General features: G+C 41.2%; 18 protein-coding genes and 1 pseudogene. All 19 read left to right on the plus strand.

Translation table 11 applies throughout. The features are described 5' to 3' along the window. Positions 1 to 155 precede the first annotated feature (155 nt). The 19 genes and pseudogenes from ADA01nite_RS14300 (at position 156) to ADA01nite_RS14390 (ending at position 21,283) form a co-directional block, all read left to right on the plus strand. Entirely contained in the window at positions 156 to 1,166 is a 1,011-nt protein-coding gene (locus ADA01nite_RS14300) for an LLM class flavin-dependent oxidoreductase (protein WP_146810957.1), read from the plus strand. A 121-nt stretch (positions 1,167 to 1,287) separates the two neighbouring features. Then, entirely contained in the window at positions 1,288 to 1,842 is a 555-nt protein-coding gene (locus tag ADA01nite_RS14305; RefSeq protein ID WP_146810958.1) for an NADPH-dependent FMN reductase, read from the plus strand. A 200-nt stretch (positions 1,843 to 2,042) separates the two neighbouring features. After that, positions 2,043 to 2,369, plus strand: a complete 327-nt coding sequence (locus ADA01nite_RS14310; protein ID WP_146810959.1) for a DUF3870 domain-containing protein — start codon at positions 2,043 to 2,045, stop codon at positions 2,367 to 2,369. Positions 2,370 to 2,748: 379 nt separating this feature from the next. Beyond that, positions 2,749 to 4,110 (plus strand): MFS transporter, encoded by a 1,362-nt coding sequence (locus ADA01nite_RS14315; protein ID WP_146810960.1) that lies wholly within the window; start codon positions 2,749 to 2,751, stop codon positions 4,108 to 4,110. A 317-nt stretch (positions 4,111 to 4,427) separates the two neighbouring features. Next, on the plus strand, positions 4,428 to 5,591 hold the full coding sequence (locus ADA01nite_RS14320) for a homogentisate 1,2-dioxygenase (RefSeq protein ID WP_146810961.1): 1,164 nt from the start codon (positions 4,428 to 4,430) through the stop codon (positions 5,589 to 5,591). Positions 5,592 to 5,683: 92 nt separating this feature from the next. Continuing rightward, on the plus strand, positions 5,684 to 6,667 hold the full coding sequence (locus ADA01nite_RS14325; protein ID WP_246147350.1) for a hypothetical protein: 984 nt from the start codon (positions 5,684 to 5,686) through the stop codon (positions 6,665 to 6,667). An 18-nt stretch (positions 6,668 to 6,685) separates the two neighbouring features. Beyond that, complete coding sequence (fahA, locus tag ADA01nite_RS14330) at positions 6,686 to 7,948, plus strand: fumarylacetoacetase (RefSeq protein ID WP_146810962.1); 1,263 nt, start codon at positions 6,686 to 6,688, stop codon at positions 7,946 to 7,948. A 314-nt stretch (positions 7,949 to 8,262) separates the two neighbouring features. Next, on the plus strand, positions 8,263 to 8,880 hold the full coding sequence (locus tag ADA01nite_RS14335; RefSeq protein WP_146810963.1) for a hypothetical protein: 618 nt from the start codon (positions 8,263 to 8,265) through the stop codon (positions 8,878 to 8,880). Positions 8,881 to 9,232: 352 nt separating this feature from the next. Continuing rightward, entirely contained in the window at positions 9,233 to 10,015 is a 783-nt protein-coding gene (locus ADA01nite_RS14340; RefSeq protein WP_146810964.1) for an enoyl-CoA hydratase/isomerase family protein, read from the plus strand. Between the two features lie 734 nt (positions 10,016 to 10,749). Then, positions 10,750 to 11,540, plus strand: a pseudogene (gene fadH / locus ADA01nite_RS14345) (2,4-dienoyl-CoA reductase). 111 nt (positions 11,541 to 11,651) lie between these two features. Further along, positions 11,652 to 12,836: a CaiB/BaiF CoA transferase family protein gene (locus ADA01nite_RS14350; protein WP_146810965.1), complete on the plus strand. Its 1,185-nt coding sequence runs from the start codon at positions 11,652 to 11,654 to the stop codon at positions 12,834 to 12,836. A 113-nt stretch (positions 12,837 to 12,949) separates the two neighbouring features. Further along, positions 12,950 to 13,720: an IclR family transcriptional regulator gene (locus ADA01nite_RS14355; protein ID WP_146810966.1), complete on the plus strand. Its 771-nt coding sequence runs from the start codon at positions 12,950 to 12,952 to the stop codon at positions 13,718 to 13,720. A gap of 324 nt (positions 13,721 to 14,044) precedes the next feature. Then, positions 14,045 to 15,265, plus strand: coding sequence for a CaiB/BaiF CoA transferase family protein (locus ADA01nite_RS14360; protein ID WP_146810967.1), 1,221 nt, complete (start codon positions 14,045 to 14,047; stop codon positions 15,263 to 15,265). A gap of 27 nt (positions 15,266 to 15,292) precedes the next feature. Then, complete coding sequence (locus ADA01nite_RS14365) at positions 15,293 to 16,579, plus strand: acetyl-CoA hydrolase/transferase family protein (RefSeq protein ID WP_146810968.1); 1,287 nt, start codon at positions 15,293 to 15,295, stop codon at positions 16,577 to 16,579. 97 nt (positions 16,580 to 16,676) lie between these two features. Further along, the gene (locus ADA01nite_RS14370; RefSeq protein WP_246147351.1) at positions 16,677 to 17,468 is read left to right on the plus strand and encodes an enoyl-CoA hydratase/isomerase family protein; all 792 of its coding nucleotides are present in this window, start codon (positions 16,677 to 16,679) and stop codon (positions 17,466 to 17,468) included. A 123-nt stretch (positions 17,469 to 17,591) separates the two neighbouring features. After that, positions 17,592 to 18,689: a TRAP transporter substrate-binding protein gene (locus tag ADA01nite_RS14375; RefSeq protein ID WP_170230301.1), complete on the plus strand. Its 1,098-nt coding sequence runs from the start codon at positions 17,592 to 17,594 to the stop codon at positions 18,687 to 18,689. After that, positions 18,649 to 19,602, plus strand: a complete 954-nt coding sequence (locus tag ADA01nite_RS14380) for an HpcH/HpaI aldolase/citrate lyase family protein (protein WP_281286019.1) — start codon at positions 18,649 to 18,651, stop codon at positions 19,600 to 19,602. Before ADA01nite_RS14375 ends, ADA01nite_RS14380 begins: the two co-directional genes overlap by 41 nt. 14 nt (positions 19,603 to 19,616) lie before the next feature. Further along, positions 19,617 to 20,075, plus strand: coding sequence for a MaoC family dehydratase (locus ADA01nite_RS14385; protein ID WP_146810971.1), 459 nt, complete (start codon positions 19,617 to 19,619; stop codon positions 20,073 to 20,075). 35 nt (positions 20,076 to 20,110) lie between these two features. After that, positions 20,111 to 21,283 (plus strand): acyl-CoA dehydrogenase family protein, encoded by a 1,173-nt coding sequence (locus tag ADA01nite_RS14390; RefSeq protein WP_246147352.1) that lies wholly within the window; start codon positions 20,111 to 20,113, stop codon positions 21,281 to 21,283. The last annotated feature ends 53 nt before the right edge of the window (positions 21,284 to 21,336 follow it).

Below are 21,336 nucleotides of genomic sequence, written 5' to 3' on the forward strand. Positions count from 1 at the left end.
AAAGATTGCTGAGTTATCTATGGGGGAGAAGTAACCCTTCTTCTCATTTAGTAGATATTAACCAGCCACTGAAACGACGGTACTGTCTTTTGGTGTGCTGGTTTTTTATTTTCATTCTGTATCTAGTTTTTTAAAAATCAAAGGAGGGTTTTATTATGAAATTTGGTTTGTTTACTGTTTTCGATAACTACAAGAAGAAGTTTGACCGTACGCCTGAACAATTGATTTACCAAGTATTAGAGCAAACGGAAGTGGCGGATCAGTTAGGGTATGAATCCGTATGGTTTGCCGAACATCATTTCAGTGAGTATGGCATTCTTACGTCACCGCAAATGCTGCTTACCGCTGCTGCCCAGCGTACAAAAAATATCCGTTTAGGGGTATCCATTGTATCCCTTCCTTTCCATAATCCCATTCGGATCGCAGAAGATTATGCCTTACTGGATGTATTGAGCAACGGTCGTTTAAACCTTGGTTTAGGAAGTGGATATCTGCCGCACGAATTTACTGGATTCAATGTGGATGGGAAAGATAAGGCATTCCGTTTCAATGATAGCCTTGCCGTCATTGAAAAAGCGTGGAGCGGTGAAACATTCTCGCATGAAGGAGAATACTACCAGTTTTCTGATGTACAACTACAGGTCATTCCGAAGCAGGCACAAGTACCGGTATGGATTGGCACCCTTAGCTCTCGGGGCGCTCAGTATGTAGGGAAAATGGGGTACAACATTATGGGTGTTCCTTATGTAGCCAGCAATTCTATTGCCGAATTGAAGCAGGTCATTGATGATTATAAAAAAGCATATCATGAAGCCGGTCATGATGAGCAGAAGATTAATATTCCACTGGCCCTTCATACGTATATAGCGGAAACAAGAGAAGAAGCGGAGCGAATCGCAAAACCACATCTGAATCTATATCTGGAAACTCGCCAATATGGTAAGGGGGCACAGTACGAGGATTTGGAAGCACGCGAACAATTACTGATCGGTACGCCAGAGGATGTAATTCATATGTTGAGGAAATATCAAGAAGTTGGTTGTGATCATATCATGATGCTTATGAACTTTGGAGGGCTGCCTCACAATAAGGTATTGAAATCCATGGAACTCGCTGCCAAAGAAGTGATGCCGGCCTTTAAGGAGCCCGTCAAGAGTCTCGTTTAAATGAAAGTATAAGCACAATCATTAGAAAAAATGTAAATGACGTGTGTGAAGGGTAGCCTCTTCCTTGTCCGCTACCCTTCGTATGTAAAAGCACAAAAGAACAGGGAGATGAAGAAAGATTATGAAACTACTTGGAATTTCTGGTACCATTCTTGGGGCCAAAACAGCCATACTGGTGGAGAAGGTGCTTCATGCAGCAAGGGAGAACCACTCCAATATAGAGGTAGAGATGCTTGATCTGCGTCATTATAACGTACAGTTTTGTGATGGAAGAGATCCTTCTTTTTATAATGAAGACACCCAGAAGGTGATTGAGATCGTATCTCAGGCAGATTTCTACCTCATCGGAAGTCCGATCTTTAATGGCTCCATGCCGGCACCCTTAAAGAATTTGTTCGATCTCATACCTCCGTCCGTCTTTCGTTATAAAGTTATGGGCTTTGTAGCAAATGGAGGAACGTACCAACATTACCTCGTTGTTGAAAATCAATTAAAGCCGATCGTCGGCTATCTTCGTGCCTATGTCGCCCCGAGCTATGTCTATGCCAATACAAATCATTTCAACCATGAGAATGAGATTGTTGATGAAGATGTACTTGAGCGTATTCAAAATCTAGCAAATGAGTTAGTACACATGCAGCAAGGCTTGAAAGAAAGGAAAACGTATATTATTTAACTTCTGGTTTTACTTCATCAGCGCAGTAATGAAAATTATGGCATTGAAGAACATAACAGGGATCACTTATATAGGATTATGATTCTGAGTTGGTATATCCCTTCATGGAACAAAATCACCTACAAAATAAACGCTTGTTTATAGTACAAACTGCCAGGGTGATATAAAATATTAAATAAAAATGATAGGGGAGGTCTCATATGAACTCAGAAAAAAAGAATCGTATACTTGTGGCGGGATTTGCTCAACTTCCTAAAGGGACGACGTTACACGAAATACAAAAAATTATCGCATGTGTTTTGATTATCGACACTGAAAACGCCATCATCGAGAGGGCCTCTTTTTCCTTTCTTATGGATGTGACAAATGAGTTTATTAGTTCGCTCGTAGAAGGCAAGTCGATCGAAAATGGGATTGACGACATTGTGAAAGATATTGAAGAATACTTTCACGTACCGCCGCAACGGGCCGTGATACAATCCCTGCGCTCAGCCTACGATCGATATATAGAAGCAAAAAACAAATGATAATCTCATGTAAAAGTGAGTCTTCAATAAAAGGACATGTATTTGATTTTTAATAGAACAAATATATTGAAAATTGAAAGCGTATACACTATAATAACAATCAAATAATTATAAAAGACTACTGGCTGTCTATGGAGAAGTTCCTGATAAGAGCTTTCTCAGCTGCAGTAGACAACAACCAGTCCATTACTTAACCATTTTTTCTTAAAGCACTCGAGGTGTATCTTGGTTGCTTTTCGAAAGGATTAAGTTGGACTGGTTTTTTTTATTTGCCAATGTATGCATCTAGGCAAAAGAGTAAAAAGGAGGGAAAGCCAGGATAGTGAAGCAGTAGGTTCCAAGGCATTGAAGTATGAGAGAATAAAAGGGAGTGTAAAGGATGAGTAAACAATATCTGCAAAGTAAAAAACAAGGTATAACCAATGTAAATGCATTTCCTTCATCTTCAAGCTTAGACATCGAGCAAAAAAACAAAAGGAGTTCTCTAACCATACTTGTTGTATTCTCATGTTGGTTCGCTATCTTAGCGGACGGTTACGATTTAGGCATTTACGGTGCGGTTCTTCCGAAGTTACTGGAGTATCAAGAGTGGGGATTAACTCCGGCGAAAGCCGGTGTGATTGCTAGTTATGCGCTGGTAGGCATGCTTATTGGAGCCATTTTGGTAGGTACCATTACAGATTTAATAGGTAGAAAATGGACATTGATCGTATGTCTAACGCTCTTCTCGATTACGATGGCGTTGGCTGCGATGGCGACTACACCAGAAATGTTTGGGTTATTCCGTTTTATTGGAGGAATTGGCTTAGGTGGGGTTATTCCAACGGCCTCTGCCCTTACCATTGAATACTCACCGGTCAAAAGGCGTTCCTTGGCTTACGCGATTATGTTTACAGGGTATTCATTTGGAATTGTACTCGGATCTCTTCTATCCATCGTGATGCTTGAGAGCTTTGGCTGGAGATTGATGTTTTGGATTGGAGCGATTCCGTTACTCGCCGTCCCTTTTTTCGTTCGTTATTTACCTGAATCGCTTAGCTTTCTCCTCATGAAAAACCGAAGGGATGAGGTTGAGAAGATTTGTAAGCGCTATGAATTAGAAGTGCTTGAACAGGATATGGAAGAAAAAAGCTCTCCACAAAGTCGATGGCAAGGAATTTCTACCCTTTTCTCTAAGCCGTATCTAAGAGCAACCATTTTGTTTTGGATCATTGACATTATGGCGATGTTTTTAATTTATGGTCTAAATACCTGGTTGCCGCAAATGATGCGCAAAGCAGGATATCCTCTTGGCTCTAGTTTGTCTTTTTTGCTAATGCTTAATTTGACTGCAGCCGGAGGGGTTTTGATTGCCGGTGCCATTGCCGACCGTTGGGGTTCTAAACGGGTAATCAGCATTTCTTACTTGTTAGCAGCTGTGGCCATCGCTGTACTTTCCATTAAATCATCCCTTTTGGTTGTGTATATACTAGTTGGAATAGCGGGTTTCGGTTCCGTAGGCATTACGCAAATTTTAAATGCCTATATTACGAAATACTATCCTTCACATGCACGTGCCACCGCTTTAGGATGGACATTGGGTTTTGGAAGAATCGGAGCCATCTCTGGACCTATCATTATCGGAATGTTTATGAGCATGCAGTATGAGCAAGTATGGAATTTTTATATTTTTGCCATTGCAGGCTTGATTGCAGCAATCGCTGTTTTACTGATTCCGATGAAGAAGGATACAATTATTTAAATAATATCTAGTCATTCTGGCTGTCTATGGGGAAGACTCCTTAAAAAGAGCTTCTCAATGTAATAGACAGACTCCCAGTCCATTTCGTATCCTTTCGGGGTTATTGAAAGTCAACCATGATTCATTTGACTTTTCTCGAAGGGAAATTGAGATGGACTTTATTTTTCATCTGAGAGAAGGCATAGAGTAAGAAATTAACTAACTATGTCATTTCATTAGAGGCCTAAAATTCGAATTATTTCACGATAGTCCAGTAAGAAATTAACTAACTATGTCATTTCATTATTGAGATATAACACGTAGGGGAGGAAATAACCATGCCATTTTATCATCGATTAGGCAGTATACCTGCAAAACGGCACACCACTTTTTATAAATCAGACGGACAATTATACTATGAACAATTAATGGGAACAAAAGGCTTTTCGGGTATTCAGTCGATTTTGTACCATCACCATCCACCAACACAAGTCACCAAGGTTGAAAAATTCGGAAAGATGGCCATTGATTATGTCGACCGTGAGATTTTAAAACACCAACACTTCTTAACATTTGATTTGCCTGCGGGGGGCGATCCGATTCTTGGGCGGCAATATGTAATGGGTAATGATGATCTAGTAATAGGTATATGTAGACCGACTGAAAAAATGGATTATTACTACCGCAATTCAGAAGGGGATGAAATCATCTTTGTCCACGAAGGGGAAGGGGAGCTTCATAGTGTGTTTGGTACCCTCACGTATCGACCCGGAGACTATTTAGTGATTCCAATTGGAACAACCTATCGAATTGAGCCAAAGAGTAAAGCCACTCGCTTTTTAGTGGTAGAATCGCAAAGTGCAATCGTACCTCCAAAAAGGTATCGTAATGAGCATGGTCAATTGCTTGAACATTCACCATTTTGCGAACGCGATATTCGCATTCCGGAAAGGCTAGAAACACATATCGAATCGGGCCGATTCGAAGTACGGGTCAAGCAGAAACAAACCCTTTACAGCTATTTCTTTGACTTTCATCCACTTGACGTAGTGGGCTGGGACGGATATCTCTATCCGTACGCATTAAGCATCCATGATTTTGAGCCAATTACGGGACGACTTCATCAACCACCGCCGGTTCATCAAACTTTTGAGGGACATAACTTTGTGATTTGTTCCTTTGTACCGCGGTTATACGATTATCATCCCAACGCCATACCGGCTCCCTATTTCCATAGCAATGTAGAAAGCGACGAGGTGCTTTATTACGTGGATCGGAATTTTATGAGCCGAAAAGGAGTAACTGAAGGATCGCTGACTTTGCATCCGATGGGAATTCCGCATGGTCCGCATCCGGGAAAAATTGAAGACAGTATTGGCAAGAAAGAAACGAAAGAATTGGCAGTCATGATTGATACCTTCAGACCTTTGAAAGTGACTCGACAAGCGCTTGCGATTGAAGTGGAAGATTACATGTCAAGCTGGTTACCTATCAAGAAGTAATGATTTTGCATGGAAGACATTCCGTTGGGGAAAGAGCACGTCGCCCAACATCCATTAGATTCATTATTTAGCGAGCAAAGGGGAGAAGAGTTATGAAAACGGAAAGCGAAATCCGGGCAAAGGTGGATGCGATGCAGAAAACAAGTTCCGGCGCCTTCTTGGCACACTTAATCGATTATGCCGGGCTGTTTCCGCCTGCAAGTCTGTCGCTAGAGACAGCGATCCGCAACTATGCTGCTTATCGAACCGGAGGAGACGCCTGGATGCTGGGGCGTTTCATTATATCCGCGTCACGGCTGAACGAGCTTGAGCCATATGTGCCGTTATTTTCAAGTAAAATGCCGCTGGCCATTTCAGTTGTAGGGAGCAAGAGTACGAATACGACAGATTGCCTGAAAGGACTGCAGAATGATTTGGCTCAAGTCACACGCTTTCGTGACCGATATGGAGACACCATAGAGATAGGCGTGTTTGAAATGCCGTTACCGCCTGTTCCGCCCATGCGAGAGCTGCTACACATCATTGCCAAGGAGACAGCTGCGCACGGCCTATACACGTTCTGTGAGGTGACGGTGTCATTAGAAGAAGACTGGGAGTACCATATGATGGATACGCTGGATGCTATAGCGGCACACAATGCCGTGGGTGATCCGGTGCTCGGCTTTAAATTGCGTGCTGGCGGTGTTACGGCTGATATGTTCCCGACACCTGAACAGGTTACTGCTGCCCTCCTCGGATGTCGCGATCGCGGCATCGCAATGAAGTTTACTGCCGGATTGCACCATCCTATCCGGATGCATCGTGATGAGGTCCATACGCGGATGCATGGTTTCGTCAATGTTTTTGCTGCAGGGATGTTGGCTCACGTTCATAACCTGGATGCATTGACGACAGCAAAAATCCTTGCTGACGAGGTACCGACGAACTTTTCCTTTACTCCTAAGAGGTTGGCTTGGTGTAACCTAATGGTTTCTGTTGATGAGATCATACAACTGCGCAAGGAAATGTTATGCTCCTATGGCAGCTGTAGTTTTGATGAGCCACGTGATGACCTGCGGACATTACACATCCTATAATACAATGGAGGCCTATATATGAAACGTTCCTTTATCCCAGTAGAAGCTGAATCTCATTTTCCTATTCAGAATTTACCTTATGGTGTATTTCGTCCTAAGAATAGTGATGTTCCCCGTATCGGTGTTGCCATTGGTGATTACGTATTAGACCTTGCAGTATTAGATGAGGCGGGACACTTTAACACGACTTCAGTGGCCGGCAAACAGGTTTTTCATCAATCTTCTCTTAACGCATTCATGGCTCTTGGACGTACAGCCTGGCGTGAGGTGCGAACGCAGCTCCAGCGTTTGCTGAGCGAAGACGAACCGACCCTACGGGATAACGTTTCGCTTCGTAAGCGCGCACTTCTGCGACAAAGCGACGTGGAGCTGTTATTACCTGCACAAATTGGTGATTATACCGACTTCTATGCTTCGAAAGAACATGCAACCAATGTGGGCATCATGTTCCGCGGCAAAGAAAATGCACTCATGCCAAACTGGACTCACTTACCAGTTGGGTATCATGGTCGGGCGAGTTCAGTCATCCTTAGTGGTACTGACATACGCCGTCCGCAAGGCCAGATGAAGCTCCCTGATACTCCCACCCCCGTTTTTGGACCATGTCGTCAATTGGACTTCGAGCTGGAGTTAGGCTGGTTTATTGGTCCAGGGAATTCGATGGGACAACCAATTTCCGTTGAGAACGCCGAGGAGCAAATCTTTGGGCTTGTGTTGGTTAACGACTGGAGTGCTCGTGATATCCAGTCCTGGGAATACCAACCGCTTGGCCCGTTTCTCGCTAAGAACTTTGCGACCTCAGTCTCGCCATGGGTTGTACCACTTGATGCGTTGGAGCCTTTTCGTGTAATGGGTCCACAGCAGGACCCCGAGCCTCTTTCTTACCTAAGAACAAAGGGAGCTGGTGCGTTTGATATTCATTTGGAGGTCTATCTGCAAGGAGAAAAGATGAAGAACCCCCATCGTATTTTAACCAGTAACTTCCGTTATCTCTATTGGAGTATGGCGCAGCAGATTGCCCATCACACTGTAGGTGGCTGTAATTTACGTCCAGGAGATCTCCTTGCCTCAGGGACCATCAGTGGGCCACAGAAAGAGACACGGGGCTGTATGCTGGAGTTGACCTGGCGTGGAGCCGAACCGATTCGTTTGAATAACGGAGAACAGCGAATATGGGTAGAGGATGGCGATACGGTCACCATGACTGGCTGGTGCCAGGGCGATGGTTACCGTGTCGGATTCGGGCAAGTGACGGGGCGAGTACTGCCGGCGTTGAAATAGGTATCGAATGTGTAATGAAGTAAGTAGTTATGTAACCGAAGTCCGAAATTCCATTGGACTTCGGTTATTTAGTTTGGCTTAAAAAATGCCCGTAGGTGTAAAGAGATATTGTTGAATTGCTTGATTCATCACGCGGCCATCAAGATTAAATTTTATTCCCATAATTGTCAGAATTACAAACGCACGTTCTTGTTTTTCTGCTATAATTTAGAGTGAAGATAATTCTGCAAAGCCCCAAGCTAACTTTTGAAAAATGACAAAAGATATCATGGTAGAAGAACAAAAAACAAGGGAGAATATCTGGAGGGAATATCATGGGATTAATTCTGGAGGAGAAAACACGTAAGAAGTTAGAAGATGGAAAGAGAGCGGTTTTTACCCTGAGCGCCTACACAGACGATTTTCACCCTGATAACGAAGAAGGAGCTTACACCTGTAACATCCGTGTTTTTGATGGAAATGACAGGCTGGTTGATGAGTATTTCCGGTTATTTCTCGTCCGAATCTTTAATGAGCGGCACTATAAAGCTTTTATCCAGAAGTTTGTTCGAGATCAAGCGTATCGTGAACAATTTAATATTCGTCAAGATACCAAAGAGCAACGTCCGGATGGGTGGATTGATATTGAGTTACAAGACATCATTTTGCGATTAAACGATCTGGGATTACGAACTAAATACAGTTGTCAGGGCACTCGGGACCCCTGGATTGATCGTCCTCACCACAGCGACGGACATAGTATAACTGCATACATATTGTTTGAAAAACAGTTACCAGACGATTTCCTATCGATAGCTCTACGGTATCCGTCTTTGCATGTGAATTATAGGGAGATTAGTACCAAACGGAGAAGCGATAATATTCACTTTGCCGATATAATCAGGTCGGTAATTGATCAATGGGTCGTCATAAAGAAAAACGAAATTAGTTGACTAAATATATTGATAGAAAACAAGACAATTCACTATGGGACAAATGCTATCAAGATAAAGTTTAATGAGGACAAACTGTGTAAATCTGGTCGCCATTGTGTAATAGCCCTTTAACGACTTTGGACATGTAAATGAAATGAATCATCGTTTCAACACAACAACGTTACCTAATATCGAATTTTCTAATATTTAATATTATTATTTAAATAATATATATTGTAATAAATAATAATTTTCTATTAAATATGAGAAATTGGAATTACTTAATTGGGCGTTTTGCAAAACACTCAGTTAAATAACGATTTTAATAAATAAATTTATGTCTGTATTATGGAAAGGGGGATCATTAGCAATGTTTTCAGGTGATTCTGCTGTATTATTTGAAGTGATAGATCAAATCGGTGTGATTACCTTAAATCGTCCGCAAAGAATGAACGCAATTTCTGTAGAAGTTTATGAAAAGTTGGATAAAATCTGGAGTACAGTAGATAAGGATAATAATGTACGGGTACTTATTATAACCGGTTCTGGTGAAAAGGCATTTTGTGCCGGAATGGATTTAAAAGAACAAACCGAGCTTAGTAATCAAGGAAAAGACTTTCTGCAAATGGTTACCGACCCGTTGATGATAAATATGACAAAAGTAAAAAAACCAATTATTGCAGCAATTAATGGTGTTGCAGCTGCAGGGGGGTTTTTACTTGCTCAAAATGCAGATCTTCGTGTTGCAAGTTCTAGTGCTCAATTTTCAATTCGGGAGGCAAAAGTAGGGCGTGGTTCACCTTGGGCAATGCCATTATTATGGATGCTTCCTCTTAATATAAGTATGGAATTGACAATGATGGCAGAACCGATTAGTGCGGAAAGAATGTATCAACTAGGTTTTCTGAACCGTTTAGCACAACCAGGAGAAGTACTCTCTTCAGCGATGGAAATGGCTCAAATCATTCGTGACAATGCACCTTTGTCTGTTATGGCTGCAAAGGAGTCTTTTAAGAAGGGAATGGATATGGGGATTACTCTAGCGACTAAAAATGCTGCCCGCATATATGAGCGCGTTTACAATAGCCAAGATGCTATTGAAGGTCCTAGAGCTTTTGCAGAAAAACGCAAACCAAATTGGAAAGGAAATTAATTAATTAATTAACTCCAGGTTCAAGAGGTCCGTGCAAATAAATACTGATCCAGATGTTCCCTATGCTCTGCCAGGAAGTCCAAGGCTCGGTAGTAATGATGAAGCTGAATGTCGGAGATTACCAGAGTATAAATGATCTGCGCCCATTGAGGGAAGAGACCATACATGTAGAAGCATTGAAGATTTTATTTTTTTGTTTTATTATGATGCTCCAAAGCCAATGAACAAATCTGTAACCGATAGATGATGTTGCTATCCCTCTAACAATAGTTGCCGTTCTCATGTTTTTAGCCAATAACTGAGGAGCAGTAATCGTAACAGCGTAAACATAACATTTTAAAATTGACGAAATATCAGGCTTGCCAAATGTTCATATTTATGGAGTAATGCAGGTGGATGTTGCGATTGTAAGGTGATCATGATTAATTCAGCCACTAATGGTTAACAGCTATAATTGACAATCAGTTGTGGTTTGGTTAGAATATATTTAAAAATTTACTTAATATTTAAATTAATCTAAATTTTATAATTTATATCCAGCTTTGTAATAAACTTAAATTAAGTAATTTCTAAGGAAAAACACACTCGTATCCACATCGCTAAGTATATACTAGCAGTGATGAATGCGAGTGTTTTTCAATATTTTGTCATTCATAATAATTTAGAAACAATAAAATATTTTCAGAGGGAGAAGCATAACATTGAATGAATTTTCATTAAAATATAAACAGCCTATGTTACCGGACGGTACTTTAGAGGGTAAAGTGGCTATTGTTACAGGTGGAGCAACAGGTTTGGGTAAAACAATGGCAAACGAATTTGCTAGGTTGGGTGCCAACATAGTCATAGCGAGCCGAAAACAAGAAAATTTAGATGAAGCAGCAGAAGAGATTTCCAAGCACGGTACAAATGTTCAGACAATTAAAACCGACGTTCGTCAACCGGAACAAGTTGAAAGAATGATTGAAAAAACTGTAGAAAAGTTTGGAATGATAGATATCTTGGTAAACAATGCAGCAGGGAATTTTCGTGTTCCTTCATTGGAAATGTCCTTTAATGCTTGGAATACAGTCATTAATATTGTGCTTAATGGCACCTGGTATTGTAGTCAAACCGTTGCAAAACAAATGATAAGACAACAAAGAGGTGGAGCAATTTTAAATATTGGTTCTGTTCATGCATGGACCGGGAGTCCATTAACAGCTCATTCAGCTGCAGCTAAGGCAGGTGTTTTGGCTCTAACAAAAACTCTAGCAGTAGAATGGGCGCCTTATCAGATCAGAACTAATATGATTGCTCCTGGACCAATCGAAGATACCGGTGCTGTGACCCAATTATGGCCCACCCCCCTGAAGCTGTAGAAAAAATATTAAGTGATATTCCGTTGAAACGATTTGGTAATCCTCAAGAGATTGCAAACCTTGCGTCTTATTTGGTTAGTGACTATGCTAGTTATATTTCTGGAGCTTGTATTGTAGTCGATGGGGCAGGATGGCTGAATAAAGGTAAGTATAAATCACCGTGAAGAGGCGGGAATTATTTATAATTATTAGAATTTTTGATTAATATTTCGTTTGAATAGTTAAGTGTATTCTGGTGAGTTACCTTATTTAAATAATGGGGTGGGATTTTTATAATGATGACCATGGATAAAGAGGCTTTAATTGGATTGCGGATCCTGGATTTGACACGTCTTTTGCCGGGCCCTTATTGTACTCTTCTATTAGGGGATCTTGGAGCGGAAATTATTAAAGTAGAAGAAAAAGGGCGTGGTGATTATACACGTGACATGTTACGTGGCATCTACTATGCCGTAAATAGAAATAAAAAAAGTATTTCTGTTGATTTAAAGTTGGAAGAAGGTCGTCAAATTGTTCTCGATCTCGCAAAACAATGTGATGTTCTGGTAGAAGGTTTTAGACCCGGAGTGGTGAACCGTTTAGGGATCGATTATGAAACAATAAAAGCTGTTAATCCAAAAATCATCTATTGTTCAATTTCTGGATACGGGCAGGACGGTCCTTATAAACTGGAACCCGGGCATGATCTTAATTATCTATCGGTTGCCGGAGCAATGAGTATACCTGGACAAATGGGTTATCCGCCTATGCGCAGTGGTTTGCCTGTCGCAGATCTGTCATCTTCCATGTTTGCAGCCGTAAGTATTTTAGCCGCTGTGGTTTACCAGCGTAGTACGGGTAAAGGACAATATATTGATGTCTCAATGACAGATTCTGTATTTTCCTGGGCCAGTACCCGATTTGGAGATTATATGATAGAAAGGGAATTGATTGATCCTGAAAAAATGGAACATATCCTTGCAACAAATGATATTTTTGAGACTAAAGATGGCAAAAAAATTGCACTTGGAGTACTAGAAGAACATTTTTGGATTGGTTTATGTAAAGGGATTAGTAGAGAGGATTTATTACAAGATAATCGTTTTCTTACAAATGAATTACGTAAACAAAATAAAGAAATTCTTCATGAAATCTTAAAAGAGATTTTTAAAACAAAAACCAGGGAAGAATGGTTACGTCTATTAAAGGAACAAAAAGCTCCGGCAAGCAGTGTAAATAACGTAGAAGAAGCCTTTTCGGATCAACAATTGAATTATCGTGGAATGATTCAGAAAATATTTGTATCATCCCTAAATAAGGATATTCTTCAAGTTCCATATCCAGTCAAATTATCAGAAACTCCTGCTAAAATTAAATCGGCTCCACCGGAATTAGGTGAGCATACAGATATGATCTTGCGGTATATTCTCAACTATTCAGAAGAAAAAATAAACAAATTAAAGGAAAGCTGCGTTTTTTAAAAGGAATTCTATAATTTCGTGATGGGGGGGTAAAATCCTGTTTTGTTGAACATACTCCCAGGACCTGGATTTCCAATCCAATCACGGAGGATGAGAATAAAACGGAATATTCAATGAAAACAGAAGATTCAATGCAGACCATTCACCGTGCCATACAAGTTTTAAAAGCCTTTACGTTTGAGAACAGAGAGTTATCCTTGGCCGATTTACATAAGAAATTGGGAATATCCAAGTCAAGCTTGCAAAGAATTCTGAAAACACTAAGTGCAGAAGGGCTTTTAGAGAGAGATGAAAAACAAAAATCGTATAAATTGGGCCTGGAACTTTACTTCCTTGGACAACTGGTGGGGGTAAATTCCCATTTATTGTCGATTGCAAAACCTTACATGGAAAAATTGTCGAACGAGACAGGAGAATCCATTACCTTAAATATCATACATGATAAGAAACGTAAATGTATAGGTTATGTACAGGGAAAACATGAATTAACAACCTTTACCCATATCGGCCACTATTCTCCCCTGTATGCTGGGGCGTCTGCTAAAGTATTGCTTGCCTTCTTGCCGGACCAATTAAGAGATCAATTGTTAAATGAGATGGAATTTGTCTCGATTACAGCAAATACGATTGTAGATAAAAATAATTTACGCAGTGAATTATTGAAGATCAGGGAACAAGGATACGCAACCAGTGAAGGAGAACGCGTACTGGGAGCGTTTAGCTTCTGTGCTCCCATTACAAACCATGTAAATGAAATAGTCGCCAGTCTATCGATTACAATGCCGGTCATCAGAGTGGGAAATGATACGTATGAAGATTATGTAAACTTAATCAAGGATTATGCCAGACAAATTTCCACTCATTACGCAAAAAGTTTTAGATAAATTTTCTATCCATCTTGCAATAAATAACCTGTTTACTTACACAAAATTCTTGACGTTGCCCTCAGGGTACGTCTTTTTTTATTTTTCTAAAAACTTGAAATAATCAAAATAATATAATATTATATGATCATACCGATTAATGAATATAAATACCGATAGTCGGTACATCTATAGTTCTCATAAATTTATAAAACACATGACAAATTTGTTTACCGGAAAAATTTTTGTCATATGGTCACATGACGAAACTTACACTGTTAAAGGAAAGAAAATGTAAGCGATTCACTTAAGTGAATAAAATTTAAAAAGTAGGAGTGAGTATAATTGAGTGGTCCGTTATGTGGAATCCGAGTCCTGGATTTGACCTCAGTATTGATGGGGCCTTACTGTACGCTTATTTTAGGGGATTTGGGCGCTGATGTGATAAAAGTTGAAACTCCCAAGGGAGACAGTACCAGATACCTCGGTCCCGCGAGAAATGATGGAATGGCAAGTGCATTTCTTCAAATGGGACGCAATAAAAAAAGCATTGTTCTTGATCTTAAAACAGATAAAGGAAAAGAAGTGGTATTAGCACTCGCGAAAAACGCCGATGTCTTTATTCACTCTATGCGTCCGCAGGCGATGGAAAAGCTAGGCCTTTCATACGATGAAGTATCAAAGGCTAACAATCATATCATTTATTGCGGCACTTATGGATTTCGTAAAGATGGGCCGTATGGGACTAAGCCTGCGTATGACGATATTATTCAAGGAGCTTCAGGGCTTGCAGCAGCTCAGGGTGAAATGACAGGTGTTCCCCAATATATGGCAACGGTTCTGGCGGACAAGACAACAGGTCTGATGGCAGCAAACGCGATCATGGCAGCGCTCTATTATCGGGAGCAAACCGGTGAAGGGCAGAATATCGAGGTACCTATGTTTGAAACGATGATTTCTTATACATTAATTGAACATATCTATGGGATGGCTTTTGATCCGCCGTTAGGCACCTCTTTGTATCCAAGGGCTACATCAAAACATCGAAAACCGTATCGTACACTGGATGGTTATATATGTGTATTGATTTACAACGATAAACAGTGGCGTTCTTTCTTTGAATTTTCCGGCCACCGTGATCTTATTGAGGATGAACGTTTCCGCGATATTGCGGTAAGAACGGAACATATTAATGAAATATATCAAATGCTTGAAAAAATTATAGCGACCAAAAAAACGAACGAATGGATGGAAATTTTTGAGCAGGCAGATATTCCTGCTATGCCGTTGAATAAACCGGAGAATTTATTAGAAGATCCTCATTTAAAGCACATCGGCTTTTTTAAAAAAGTGAATCATCCTACTGAAGGGCAAATCATTGACATTGATTTTCCTGTAACATTCTCTAAATCTCAGGTAGAAGGTAGACATTTTGCTCCCCGACTTGGTGAGCACAGCGTGCAAATTCTTTCTGAACTCGGATATAGTCATGATGAAATTGATGATTTTATTCAAGATGGAATTACAGTGGATGGCACGATGCAGCATAGTACCAAACCATTGTAGTCGAATGTAAAGGAGGCGCTCGCCCACATGACTGTAACCATTCGAGCGGATGAGGTTCCGCAGCTTTTCCAACCGGGGATGCATGTATATATACAGGGATATGCGTCCGAACCTGTTACGATCCTCCAGGCATTGAAAAACATGCCTGAGGCAAGCAATGGAATTCATTATATATCAAATGTTTTACCGGGATTAAACCAATTGGATTTTACATCGTTGCATAAAAACGCATCGATGACAGCATTTTTTTTGACTCGAGAATTAAAAAAGTCATTTTTAAATGAAAAAGTTCGTTTTGTTCCTTTGCATTTAACCGAGACGTATAATTACCTGAACAATGAGGCTCAAGTTGATGTTGCGATTATTCAGGTTTCTCCTCCTAATGATTGGGGATATTGTAGCCTTGGAATTTCGGCTGATTTTGTTCCGGCTGTTTTGAACAAAGCGAAAGTAATCATTGCCGAAATGAATGATTGTATGCCGTGTACTCATGGAGAAGCGCCGATTCATATCGATAAACTGGATTATATCGTCAAAACGAATCGTCCGCTTCCGGAAATGCCGAAAACGAAATACACTCCGGACATGGAACGGATAGGAAAATATGTTTCGACCTTGGTTAAGGACGGCGACACGATACAGTTCGGGATCGGGGCAGTCCCGGAAGCGATTCTGTCCTGTTTAAAAGACAAAAAGGATCTTGGGATTCATTCTGGCTTAATCATCGATACGGTGGTTGATTTGATTGAAGCGGGAGTAGTGACCGGAAAAAAGAAAACGCTTGACCGTGGGAAAATTGTAACCGGTATCGCGGTGGGGACGAAACGACTTTATGATTTTGTAAACAATAATCCTCTGGTGGATTTTCGTCCTGTATGTTATACCCATTCGATTAACGTGCTTAAGCAGATCGATAATTTTGTTTCTATCAATTCTGCAATAGAGATTGACCTGTTTGGACAAATCAATGCGGAAACGATTAGAGGCGCCCAATTTGGGGGGACAGGCGGTCAAGTTGATTTTATTCGCGGCACCAGGCTTTCTCTAAACGGTAAGTCTATCATTGCACTGTTGTCAACTGCTGATCAAGGGAAAATATCCAGAATAGTACCTGCTCATAAAAGCGGAACCATTATAACAACGACTCGTACCGATGTCCAGTTTGTCGTGACAGAGTATGGGATAGCCGACTTAAGAAATAAATCGCTTCAGGAACGAGCCGATCTATTGATCTCTATTGCAGCTCCGCAGTTCAGAGGAGAATTGGAATCCGCATGGGGTGAGATAAAAGCAAAGTGGAAGGAGTGGGAGTGATTGGTAAAATAAGCTGTATATTCATTGATGGACATGAATTCGTAAGATGCCGGTACTGACGGATTATTAACATTTTTTCAGAATCAAAGGAGGAAAAATGATGGCAGACATCTTGTTTGAAAAGAGAGGGAAAATTGCGATTATCACATTGAATCGCCCGCAAGTCATGAACGCATTTACGATGGATATGATTGACCAATGGGCGGAGGCTTTAGACGAATACAGGAAAGATGATTCGGTTCATGCCGTCGTTTTAACGGGAGCCGGTGAACGCGCTTTTTGTTCGGGGGTTGACCTTGCGGCTTTAGATGCAATGGATGCGTCGAAGTCAATTAACCGGAAGAATATTTTATGGGAGCATATTCATCGTATTGCTCTTACTCTGGAACAGTTGGAGAAGCCGATGATTGCGGCAGTCAACGGATCGGCGGTTGGTGCAGGGATGGACATGGCGTTAATGTGCGACATTCGGTTTGCTTCAGAAAATGCCAGATTCTCTGAAGGGTATATCCGTGTGGGACTCGTCCCCGGAGATGGGGGGGCATATTTTCTGCCGAGAATAGTCGGTATGGCTAAAGCGTTGGAATTATTATGGACAGGTGATTTTATTTCTGCTAAAGAAGCAAAAGATTTGTCAATTGTCAATCATGTATATGCACCACAGGATTTAATGCAAAAGACATTGGAATTTGCAGAAAGAATAGCCAATTCGCCAACAATTGCGATCCGTATGATAAAGCGGGCTGCTTACCAGTCTGCAAATCTTGACCTGCGGACAGCTTTAGATCTTATTTCATCTCACTTTTCTATCGTAAGAGATACGGAGGATCATCATGAAGCATTAGCCGCAATGATAGAAAAAAGAACCCCACATTTTACCGGGAATTAATGTGTTATGTCAATTGATTAGGGAATAAAATGGCCAGGCTCGTTTATGGCGGGGAAGAAATTAGGTGAAAGATTGTCTAAAAAATTGATATTGAATGAATTTACAGGGGGGGGATGTTACAAGATGAAAAAATCGTTTTTCTTCATATTAGGAATTTTATTAGTTTTGGGTACGATAGGATGCGGCACTAAAAGCGAAGAGACGGCAACAAAACAAAATGCTAAAGAATCCAACTCTTCAAACGGTGAAAAAGTAGTCATCAAAATTGCCGATTCTTTTCCTGGCTCGCATTTGATTCCGAAAGTTGCAACGATTCCTTGGACTAAGCGGATCGAGGAGTTAGGTAAAGGGAAAATTAAAGTGGAGTATTATCCAGCGGAACAACTGGGTAAGGCAGCAAGTTTACTGGATGTTGCGAGAACCGGGGTGGCTGATATTACTTATGTGGGACCGCTATATGTTTCCGATAAGATGCCGTTAAGCGGGGTAAGCGGCAATCCTGGCCTTGTTAAAGACTCATTAAGCGGTTCAAAGGCATTTAATAAACTGGTATTGGAGGACCTTTACGAACTCGAATTTAAAAAACAAGGGGTTAAACCACTGTGGGCCGGAACGACCCCCCCATATCAAATTGTAAATTCCAAGCATCCCGTTAAGACGATTGAAGATTTTAAAGGTTTGAAAATCCGCACATCGGGAGGGTTGCAGGAACAAATGATGCAGGCCTGGGGCGCAACACCGGTTTCCATATCAGGTACAGAGATTTATAGTGCCTGGGATCGCGGAACGATAGACGGAACGCTTATATCATTCTTTAGCTGGCCTGGTTATCAGGTGGACAAAGTAGCGAAATATACTACTACGAATGCGGCGCTTTCTGCATTTGGTATAACTTATGTAGTCAATGAGAAAAAATGGAGTAGTTGGCCGAAAGAAGTCCAAGACGCCGTATGGCAGGCGAGCCAGGAAATGCCTGAAATAATGGGAAAAGGGGCTATGGAAGACGAAGACAAATTGATAGAAGAATATAAGAAGTTTAACATCGAATTTTATGAACTGCCGGCAGACGAATTGGAGCATTGGAATAAGGAGTTAGCGCTGTTTAATGATAAGTGGGCTAAAGATTTCGATGCAAAAGGATTGCCTGCATCAGAAATATTACGAAAATTCAAGCAATATAATGAGGAATTTCAACAAGATTTTAAAAAGGGAGGAAATTAGGTTGGTTCCATACCGAGGAATCAGGCGCTCACTTCTTTTTGTGCCGGGTGAGAGTGAACGAAAGTTCCAACATGCCCTGAAAACGGCAGCTGATGGAATTATTTTCGATTTGGAAGATTCTGTAGCGGCTCATTTGAAGCCGGTGGCTAGAAAGCAAGTAAACAGATTGTTGAAAACAAGTGATTTTGCAGGGAAGGAGCGTCTTGTTCGAATTAATCCTTTGTCTTCTGGTTTAACAGAACAGGATATTGAGGAAACGATTGCAGGAAGGCCGCATACGTATGTCATTCCGAAAGTGAGCGTTCCTGAAGACATTCAGCAAATTGACCGTATTTTAGAACGAAACGAAGATAAATATGGGTTCCCTTTAGGTTCTACAGGGCTGCTGGTTATTGTGGCGGAGACACCTGCTTCCATGCTTTATCTGCGTGAAATCGCTGCTTCTTCAACAAGAATTACAGGTTTTACATGGGGAAATGAAGACTTAATTACCGCTCTTGGTGGCAAAAAAATTCGTGATGACGCCGGAGAGCTTATTCCATTGTTTCATATTGTTCGTTCATTCGCTTTGCTAACAGCTGTTTCTTTTAATATTGATCCTCTGGACGCAGTATATGCCAATTTTAAAGATTTGACGGGTTTATCGAAAGAGGCACAGGATGCGGCTGATTTAGGATATATCGGTAAAATCGCAATTCATCCTGACCAAATTAATCCGATTAATCGTCACTTTGAAATAAGTGATGAGGAAATAGCGGAAGCACGTGAACTGGTGGAAGCTTTTGAGGTTGCGAGAGCTAATGGTCAAAATACGTTTGCTTTCAAAGGCGGTATGGTGGATGAACCTCATTATACTCGTGCTATGAAACTGTTAAAACGTGCTGACAGATTAAAGAATAGAATGAAGTTTTAGGGGAGGGGTGTATTGTGGGTGGCAAATATTTCGAAGAGTTAGAAGTAGGGCAAATTTTAAAACATCAGACAGCTAGAACGGTACATGATTACGATAATATTTTATTTTCTACATTAACAATGAACCCGCAACCGCTTCATCTTGACGCGGAATATGCATCCAAAACAGAGTTCGGCAGGCCTCTTGTGAACAGTTTGTTTACATTGGGTTTGGCAGTTGGGCTTTCTGTACAAGATACTACACTTGGAACGACAGTGGGGAATCTTGGTTTTCAGAATGTTGAGTTTCCTCGTCCTGTATTTGGTGGAGATACGATCTATACCGAGACCGAAGTCATAAGTAAAAGGGAATCGAAGTCACGCCCTATGCAAGGAATTGTCGTTTTTGAGCATCGAGCTTTGAATCAACGCGGGGAAATTGTGATGCGTTGCCAGCGGGTGGCTCTGATGCTTAAACGTCCGATCGACAAGTAGATAAATAAGAGATTCAAATACATTAAAAGAAGGTGATGAAGATAAACTTCGAATGGACCAAAGAACAATTAATGATTCGACGGGAAGTAGTCCGCCTGTGTTCCAAATTTGACGATAATTATTGGTTGAATTGTGACAGGGAACACCGTTTTCCCTGGGAGTTTTACAATGCCATTGCCGATGGGGGATGGATCGGTGTAGCGATACCCGAAAAATATGGCGGTGCCGGACTCGGCATTACGGAAGCTGCGATCGTATTGAATGCCATCGCCTCAACCGGGGCGGGGATGAATGGGGGAACTGCGATCCATCTCTCTTTGTTTGGCTTAAATCCGGTTGTAAAACATGGTTCCGAGGAAATGAAGGAAAAATATCTTCCCCTTGCTGCTTTAGGAAAATTGCATGTTTCGTTTGGAGTGACTGAGCCGGATGCAGGCACAGACACGACGCGAATCACTACATTTGCCCGGAGAGATGGAGATCATTTTATTATTAACGGAAAAAAAGTGTGGAATTCAAAAGCGAAAGAATCAAGCAAAGTACTTTTGCTTACAAGAACTACTCCCCTGGAAGAATGTAAGAGAAAAACGGACGGAATGACTCTTTTCCTCGCTGATTTGGATAAAAGGTATGTCTCGATAAAGGAAATCGAAAAACTGGGAAGGAATGCAGTCGATTCTAACGAGCTGTTTATTGAAGATCTCCCCGTCAGTGAAAAGGATGTAGTTGGTGAAATTGGCAAGGGATTTTATCATTTGCTCGATGGACTCAATCCGGAGAGAATCCTGTTATCGGCGGAATTTTGCGGATTAGGCATGTGCGCATTAAAGAAGGCTGTCCAATATGCCAACGAAAGGGTAGTTTTTGGGCGTCCTATTGGTAAAAACCAGGCAATACAGCATCCGCTGGCAGAAAGTTATGCCGAGTTGGAGGCAGCCGATTTGTTATGGCAACGTGCAGCATGGCTGTATGACAATGGTCAGCCCAGCGGAGCCGCTGCAAATGTTGCGAAATACATTGCAGCCGAGGTTGTTTTTAATGTTTGTGATCGGGCTTTGCAGACGTTTGGCGGGTTTGGGTACGCGAAAGAGTATCATGTCGAGCGGTACTGGAGGGAAGCGCGTCTATTAAAGATTGCCCCTGTTTCTCAAGAGATGGTGCTCAACTATATTGGTGAGCATGTGCTTGATTTACCGAAATCTTACTAGATGATCTTGTCTATCCATTTGTTTTCGGAATGGCTCGTTTTATAAACGGCTTT

Source organism: Aneurinibacillus danicus (assembly GCF_007991215.1).
Classification (GTDB): Bacteria; Bacillota; Bacilli; order Aneurinibacillales; family Aneurinibacillaceae; genus Aneurinibacillus; species Aneurinibacillus danicus.

Bases quoted from the DNA above. Each gene is read 5' to 3' on its own strand.
- ADA01nite_RS14300 (WP_146810957.1), top strand. From the start codon at position 156: ATGAAATTTGGTTTGTTTACTGTTTTCGATAACTACAAGAAGAAGTTT.
- ADA01nite_RS14305 (WP_146810958.1), top strand. From the start codon at position 1,288: ATGAAACTACTTGGAATTTCTGGTACCATTCTTGGGGCCAAAACAGCC.
- ADA01nite_RS14310 (WP_146810959.1), top strand. From the start codon at position 2,043: ATGAACTCAGAAAAAAAGAATCGTATACTTGTGGCGGGATTTGCTCAA.
- ADA01nite_RS14315 (WP_146810960.1), top strand. From the start codon at position 2,749: ATGAGTAAACAATATCTGCAAAGTAAAAAACAAGGTATAACCAATGTA.
- ADA01nite_RS14320 (WP_146810961.1), top strand. From the start codon at position 4,428: ATGCCATTTTATCATCGATTAGGCAGTATACCTGCAAAACGGCACACC.
- ADA01nite_RS14325 (WP_246147350.1), top strand. From the start codon at position 5,684: ATGAAAACGGAAAGCGAAATCCGGGCAAAGGTGGATGCGATGCAGAAA.
- fahA (WP_146810962.1), top strand. From the start codon at position 6,686: ATGAAACGTTCCTTTATCCCAGTAGAAGCTGAATCTCATTTTCCTATT.
- ADA01nite_RS14335 (WP_146810963.1), top strand. From the start codon at position 8,263: ATGGGATTAATTCTGGAGGAGAAAACACGTAAGAAGTTAGAAGATGGA.
- ADA01nite_RS14340 (WP_146810964.1), top strand. From the start codon at position 9,233: ATGTTTTCAGGTGATTCTGCTGTATTATTTGAAGTGATAGATCAAATC.
- ADA01nite_RS14350 (WP_146810965.1), top strand. From the start codon at position 11,652: ATGATGACCATGGATAAAGAGGCTTTAATTGGATTGCGGATCCTGGAT.
- ADA01nite_RS14355 (WP_146810966.1), top strand. From the start codon at position 12,950: ATGAAAACAGAAGATTCAATGCAGACCATTCACCGTGCCATACAAGTT.
- ADA01nite_RS14365 (WP_146810968.1), top strand. From the start codon at position 15,293: ATGACTGTAACCATTCGAGCGGATGAGGTTCCGCAGCTTTTCCAACCG.
- ADA01nite_RS14370 (WP_246147351.1), top strand. From the start codon at position 16,677: ATGATGGCAGACATCTTGTTTGAAAAGAGAGGGAAAATTGCGATTATC.
- ADA01nite_RS14375 (WP_170230301.1), top strand. From the start codon at position 17,592: ATGAAAAAATCGTTTTTCTTCATATTAGGAATTTTATTAGTTTTGGGT.
- ADA01nite_RS14380 (WP_281286019.1), top strand. From the start codon at position 18,649: ATGAGGAATTTCAACAAGATTTTAAAAAGGGAGGAAATTAGGTTGGTT.
- ADA01nite_RS14390 (WP_246147352.1), top strand. From the start codon at position 20,111: ATGAAGATAAACTTCGAATGGACCAAAGAACAATTAATGATTCGACGG.